The organism is uncultured Campylobacter sp., from assembly GCF_937997465.1.
Classification (GTDB): domain Bacteria; phylum Campylobacterota; class Campylobacteria; order Campylobacterales; family Campylobacteraceae; genus Campylobacter_A.
Map to the genome: position 1 here is coordinate 1 of NZ_CALKTQ010000299.1, position 5,426 is coordinate 5,426.

Consider the following 5,426-nt stretch of genomic DNA (forward strand, 5'->3'; position numbering starts at 1 on the left):
TATTTACGACATCGAATTTAACAAAAATATCAAAAACGACAAATTTAAAACGCTGTTAGAAAATCTAAATTTGATCGCAAAAAGAGTAGGTGTAAAATCCATCGTGAGATTTGTGGAGGACGACGAGTTTTACAACATCGCGGAGCGCTATCAGACCGACTTCGCACAGGGCTTTTTCATAGAGAAGCCAAAAGAAATTTAAAGGAAAAAAATGCAAGAAAATGAGGTCGTAGAGCCAAAATACGGCGAGAAAATAATAAGCGAATTTGACGTAGAAAAAGACCTGGAAATCTGGGAAAACAAGCACGAGCGCGATTATAAGATCAAAATCACGTTGCCGGAGTTTTGCTGCCTATGCCCGCGCTCTGGTTATCCTGATTTTGCGACGATATATCTTGAGTACGTGCCTGCTAAATTCGTCGTCGAGCTAAAAGCGATCAAACTCTACATCAATAGCTTCATGACGCGCAACATCAGCCACGAAGATAGCATAAACGAAATTTACGACGTTTTAGAGCGAAAGCTAGCGCCAAAATGGATGAAGATCACGGGCGACTTTAACCCGCGCGGCAACGTCCATACGGTGATCGAAATTTGCTCTGACGAGATAATCAAAAAAACGCAAGAACAAAGCTTTGAAGCACCTAAATTTGAGAAATTTTCGCGAGATAGCGAGCGTAGTTTTGATAGAGGCGGTTACGGCGGACGCGAGTCTAAATTTAGCAAAGACGGCTCTCGCGGTAAGAGTTTCGGAGCCGATAGAAGAGATACAAAAAGCGGCGATAGAAAACCTCGCGCGAGTGTGAGTAAAGATAAATTTGACGATAAACCGCGAAGATCGGGCAGCAAAGACGGCTTTAAAAAGCCTGAATTCGCCGGCGAAAAACGCGCTAGAGTCGTGAAAAAATCATCGGAAGATAAATGATAAGCGCGCAGCTCATCGAACACATCTTTAAGGCTGCGTCCATCTCGCGCTGGAACGACTATCCCAAGATGACGAATTTAGTCGAGCTTGATAAGCAAGCGCACAAATTTATCATCGCGTATTTCATCGCAAAGCTCGAGCACGGCGCCGATATGAACTACATTATCGAGGCCGGTATTTTCGAGTTTCTCGCGCGAGTCGTGGTCACGGATATACGCCCAGATGTGTTTCATCAGATGCAAAAAACCAAAAACGAACAGATCAACGCCTGGGTGTTAACGATCCTAGAAGGGCTCGTAAAGGACGTCGAGGGTGGTAAATTCTTAGAGCGGATGCGCCGCTATCTCACGCATAAAGACAAGGCTCACGCTAAAGAGCGCCTGATCCTAAAGGCCGCTAGCTACCTCGCGACGCGCTGGGAGTTTTCGATCGTTTATCAAACGAGCAAATTTTTAAGCGACATAGACGAGCTAAAAGCGCGCGTGGAGGAGGAGCTGGAGGATTATTACGAGCTAATAGGCGTGCGCAAAATCGTGATGAATCAAAAGCTGGCAAAGCTAGTAGATCTGGCCGGCAGACTGCGCTTTCAAAAGCGCTGGGCGCAGACGCCGCGCATCCCTGAAACGGCAGTTCTAGGCCACATGCTAGTCGTGGCGATTTTGAGTTATTTTTACTCGCTTGAGGTTAAGGCCTGCAAAACGAGGCTAGAAAATAACTTCTTTTGCGCACTTTTTCACGATCTGCCAGAGTCGCTAACGCGCGATATCATTAGCCCCGTAAAATACGGTATCGAAGGGCTAAACGAGATAATCAGCGAGTACGAAATGCGCCTGATAGACGAGAAAATTTTGCCTTTCGTGCCTGAAATTTTTAGAGACGAGTTTAGTTATATCCTCGGAATCCGTATGGAAGAGGGCAAATTTATCAAAAACGAGTTTGAAAACAGGATCTGCGAGAAAAAGCCTCTGCATCACGAGGGCACGATGGAGAACGTAAACGAGGATAAATTTAACGCCATCGACGGCAAAGCACTTAAATTTTGTGACAAGCTCGCTGCTTTTTTCGAGGCTGGTATCTCGATCAGCTACGGCGTAAAGTCAAACGAACTAACCGAAGGCTTTAATAATATGGATAAATTTTTTCAGAAAAATCAGAGCTTGGACGGAGTGAATTTCTCAAAAATCTGTGATGACTTTAAGGAGCATTTTTCGCTTTTACAGGTTTAAAAACCCTCCCTCAGATGACTGCGGCACACGCCTAGCCTAAGTGCTCTGCTGTGTTCCCACCCTGAAGCGGTGCTTAGAAGAGACATTGCACAGGTCTAAGAAAGGGCAAGAGCGATTTTACTCAAATTTTACTTAAATATATTTTAGGCGGCAGCATGGGATTTGATATAAAATGTAAATTTTTGTCGTTGTTTAGGGAGTTTTTGGTCTATCACCACCGCTCGCTGGAGTTTCGCGCGAAGATCTTCGCGGCTATCATCTCAGCCAAGCTCAATCCCGAAGAGGACGATTTTGCAAATTTATACGACATATCAAGCGAAATTTACGGCAGTGACGAGAACCGCAAACGCGTACTTATCGAAACTACCAGAGAGTATGTTTCCCGCATCAAACGCAAAGACCCGATGACGCTTGATAGCTTGCTCTTAGCGATCGATCAGGCCATCAGAGCAAACAAAAACTACGCGCTAAAGATCGACTTCGAGCATCTGCGCAGGCTCATAGACGCCGACGAACACGAAGGTCTCGTGCAGCAGCGCGTGTATGATTTTTTACTATATGAGGTAAAAACCTACGCGCCAAACAGATAAAACCTCAAATTTGAAGCTCAAATTTTGCCTATTTTTACTGCTCTTTAGCGGTGTTTTTTATGTGGCTTTTTATTATGGATTTGATTTTTTGGGAGGCGATGCGCTTGATGACGGCATTTATAAAGGGTCGGCATGCCTGAGGCCGGTAGCGCAACCGACATAAATTTTACCGTCAAAAAAGCCGGTATCTACGAGATAAGTTTCATCTACGCACAAGATCCGCAAAAGCAAAAAGAGGAAGAAAAGCTCAGCGAGGAGGCCTTCCCGGGATACGGCAGCGATGCATTTACGAAGTGGTTTTGCGAGAGGTCTATAGCTGCTAAGCTGGCTGGATACTACGGTTATACGGCGCAGGGCGTCCCTGAGCCAATTGGCACGAGTGAAGAGGAAAAAGCGGCCTGTACTGGCGAAAAAATATTGCTAAAAGTAGTGCTAAAATCCATACAAAACCGCAAAATAAGCTACGCAAAAGGTGGCGAAATAAACGAGCTAAAGCAAAATTTGAGCGCCATAACCGAAACGTTTGATCTGTCAAAATACGGTGAGACTTCATGGTGCAGCGTGCAAAACGGAGGCTTTGCTCACGATAAAGTTTTGCTCCGCGCAGAGCTCGAAAAAGGCGAATATAGCGTAAAAGTGCAGGCTCTAAGCGACGTGTTCGAGCTAAAAAAGATCGTGACCTTTATTAAAATTAGCAAATATCATAACTGGAAATAAAAATTTACCGTCTTGCAAGTCAAATTTGACTAAGTTTACTAAAAATTTCTAAGCCCTATTTCCAAATTTGAACGGACCAAATTTGGATCAAATTTAGCCTTCGCCTGCGCTAAATTTCCAAAATTTTCGCCCGTGTCGAGGAAATTTTGCAGATAATAAACGCCTCTGTATCCGTGCTCGTATAAAATCTCGCTCATCGCCGAGATATCGTCCTCGTCTAGCAAGTCCGCATGCACCGTCGTTCTAACCTCAAATTTAAGGTCGGTTTGCAGCAAAAACTCAAGTGTTTGCAAGAAATTTTTATACAAATTTGAGCCGGTAACCTTTAGAAATTTCTCCTTCGGCGCTTTAAAATCAAGCGCGATATAGTCGATCAAATTTAACGAGATAGCCTGCCCAAGCGCGGTCAAATTTGAGCCGTTGGTATCGACTTTGAGTGAAAATCCGCGAGACTTTACCTCGCTAGCTAGCGGCAAAAACGCGGGGCTAAGCGTGCATTCGCCGCCGCTAAAAACCACTCCACTAAGCTTGCCTTTGCGCTTGTCTAAAAATTTGATAAACTCAGCACGGCTGATCTGTCCGGCGCCCGTGACGATAGAGACGTTGTAACAGTAGGCGCAGCGCATGTTGCAGCCCGCAAACCACGCTATACAGGCCGTTTTGTCGGGGTAGTCGAGAGTCGTAAAGGGGGTGAGCGAGTAAAGCGGAAAATCAGCGTCTTTCACGTTTTACTCGCAAGATTTTAGCGGGATTTTGGCTCGCAAAATTTGACGCGCTCTTTGTGCTCGCCTTTTTTGCCGAGGTTAAAGCTCTCTACCGGGCGGTGGTAGCCCATTACGCGGGTGTAGACGACGCATTTCGTGCGCTTTGCCTCAAGCGAAGCTAGGATTTCTTTGTCGCTCATTTGTCACTCCTTGATAATTGATGTCAAATAGTATAGCACTTTGTAGATAACTACCGTCTTAAATTTCTCGGCACGTCTTTGTTTTTCAGCCATTGTTAAAAGTATGGTAATATCCACGTTACGATTAAATTTAAAACAAAGGAAAAATATGACAAAAGTCAAATTTCACGGCGCAGACGTCGCGCTAAAAGGCGAAGAGGTATTTGTAGGTTCGTATGCGCCCGAAGTCACGCTCGTCGGGCAGGATCTAGGCGAGTTTAAGGTCGGCGGCAACAACGGCATCGAGATATTAGTCGCAGTTCCGTCGCTAGATACGGGCGTTTGCGCGACTGAGACGCGTAAATTTAACGAAAAAATGGCCGCCAAAGCGGCGATCAAACTAAGCGTGATTTCTATGGATCTGCCGTTTGCGATGGGAAGATTTTGCTCTACGGAGGGGATTAAAAATTTAAAAGTAGGCAGCGACTTTAGAGCTAGAGAGTTCGGTGAAAAATACGGCGTAATCATCGGCGAAGGGCCGCTTGCGGGGCTTTTAGCTAGAGCCGTTTTCGTCATCAAAGACGGCGTCATCATCCACAAACAAATCGTCCCAGAGATCGCGGACGAGCCGAACTACGACGCGGTATTTGACGCGATAAAATCAAGCGGAGGCTGCGGCTGCGGGTGCATGTGAGCCGCTAAATTTAAAGGCCGCGAGAGCGGTCTTTTCTGCAAAAATTATCAAATTTTTACACCTAAATTTGCTTCTCATCTTTTAATATAACGATATCAAATTTTAACTAATATCCATAAAATTAAAATTATTTTTGCCAGTGCCTGTGAATTAACGGTGTAGAGAGTTTGGTAAAACCAAATATAGAAAAAGCGAGCCACGCTTAAATTTGCTTGGATTTTATGGCAAATTTAAGCACTCACCAGTAAAATTTAATCTAAATTTTACTGACACCCCTCGCACTCGATCGAGCGATCGGCGACATTGTTTAGCTTTTCGCTATCTGGGCTTTCGGAGCGTAGATAGTAGGTCGATTTTAGTCCCATCTCCCACGCGAGCGTATAAATTTCGC

The 5,426-nt window shown here is 45.0% G+C and carries 8 protein-coding genes, 1 other RNA gene and 1 pseudogene; 6 read left to right on the forward strand and 4 right to left on the reverse strand.

All coding sequences use genetic code 11. From position 1 onward, the window contains the following. The 3 genes and pseudogenes from Q0546_RS10080 to Q0546_RS10090 form a co-directional block, all read left to right on the forward strand. Positions 1–202: pseudogene (locus Q0546_RS10080) on the forward strand (GGDEF domain-containing protein); the annotation flags it as partial. Between the two features lie 9 nt (positions 203–211). After that, positions 212–925, forward strand: a complete 714-nt coding sequence (queF, locus tag Q0546_RS12010) for a preQ(1) synthase (protein ID WP_366519263.1) — start codon at positions 212–214, stop codon at positions 923–925. Continuing rightward, complete coding sequence (locus Q0546_RS10090; protein WP_298792703.1) at positions 922–2,151, forward strand: HD domain-containing protein; 1,230 nt, start codon at positions 922–924, stop codon at positions 2,149–2,151. The genes queF and Q0546_RS10090 overlap by 4 nt, the downstream gene beginning before the upstream one ends. Positions 2,152–2,155: 4 nt before the next feature. On the opposite strand, the gene ffs is transcribed toward Q0546_RS10090, so the two are convergent. Further along, an RNA gene (gene ffs, locus Q0546_RS10095) (signal recognition particle sRNA small type) lies at positions 2,156–2,253 on the reverse strand. A gap of 53 nt (positions 2,254–2,306) precedes the next feature. Here ffs and Q0546_RS10100 point away from each other — a divergent pair. After that, positions 2,307–2,741: a hypothetical protein gene (locus Q0546_RS10100; protein ID WP_298792704.1), complete on the forward strand. Its 435-nt coding sequence runs from the start codon at positions 2,307–2,309 to the stop codon at positions 2,739–2,741. A 132-nt stretch (positions 2,742–2,873) separates the two neighbouring features. Next, positions 2,874–3,458: a hypothetical protein gene (locus tag Q0546_RS10105; RefSeq protein WP_298792705.1), complete on the forward strand. Its 585-nt coding sequence runs from the start codon at positions 2,874–2,876 to the stop codon at positions 3,456–3,458. A gap of 38 nt (positions 3,459–3,496) precedes the next feature. Here the strand turns inward: Q0546_RS10105 and Q0546_RS10110 are convergent, their stop codons facing one another. Further along, positions 3,497–4,183: an anaerobic ribonucleoside-triphosphate reductase activating protein gene (locus tag Q0546_RS10110; RefSeq protein WP_298792706.1), complete on the reverse strand. Its 687-nt coding sequence runs from the start codon at positions 4,181–4,183 to the stop codon at positions 3,497–3,499. Positions 4,184–4,200: 17 nt separating this feature from the next. Beyond that, on the reverse strand, positions 4,201–4,362 hold the full coding sequence (gene nrdD, locus Q0546_RS10115; RefSeq protein WP_004321737.1) for an anaerobic ribonucleoside-triphosphate reductase: 162 nt from the start codon (positions 4,360–4,362) through the stop codon (positions 4,201–4,203). A 148-nt stretch (positions 4,363–4,510) separates the two neighbouring features. Between nrdD and tpx the strand changes: the two genes are divergently transcribed. After that, positions 4,511–5,035, forward strand: a complete 525-nt coding sequence (tpx, locus tag Q0546_RS10120) for a thiol peroxidase (protein WP_298792707.1) — start codon at positions 4,511–4,513, stop codon at positions 5,033–5,035. 263 nt (positions 5,036–5,298) lie between these two features. Here the strand turns inward: tpx and Q0546_RS10125 are convergent. Continuing rightward, on the reverse strand, positions 5,299–5,426 hold a 128-nt coding region (locus Q0546_RS10125), incomplete at its 5' end, for a hypothetical protein (protein WP_298792708.1).

Coding starts and splice junctions, on each gene's coding strand:
- Q0546_RS10090 (WP_298792703.1), top strand. CDS start 922: ATGATAAGCGCGCAGCTCATCGAACACATCTTTAAGGCTGCGTCCATC.
- nrdD (WP_004321737.1), bottom strand. CDS start 4,362: ATGAGCGACAAAGAAATCCTAGCTTCGCTTGAGGCAAAGCGCACGAAA.
- queF (WP_366519263.1), top strand. CDS start 212: ATGCAAGAAAATGAGGTCGTAGAGCCAAAATACGGCGAGAAAATAATA.
- tpx (WP_298792707.1), top strand. CDS start 4,511: ATGACAAAAGTCAAATTTCACGGCGCAGACGTCGCGCTAAAAGGCGAA.
- Q0546_RS10105 (WP_298792705.1), top strand. CDS start 2,874: ATGCCTGAGGCCGGTAGCGCAACCGACATAAATTTTACCGTCAAAAAA.
- Q0546_RS10100 (WP_298792704.1), top strand. CDS start 2,307: ATGGGATTTGATATAAAATGTAAATTTTTGTCGTTGTTTAGGGAGTTT.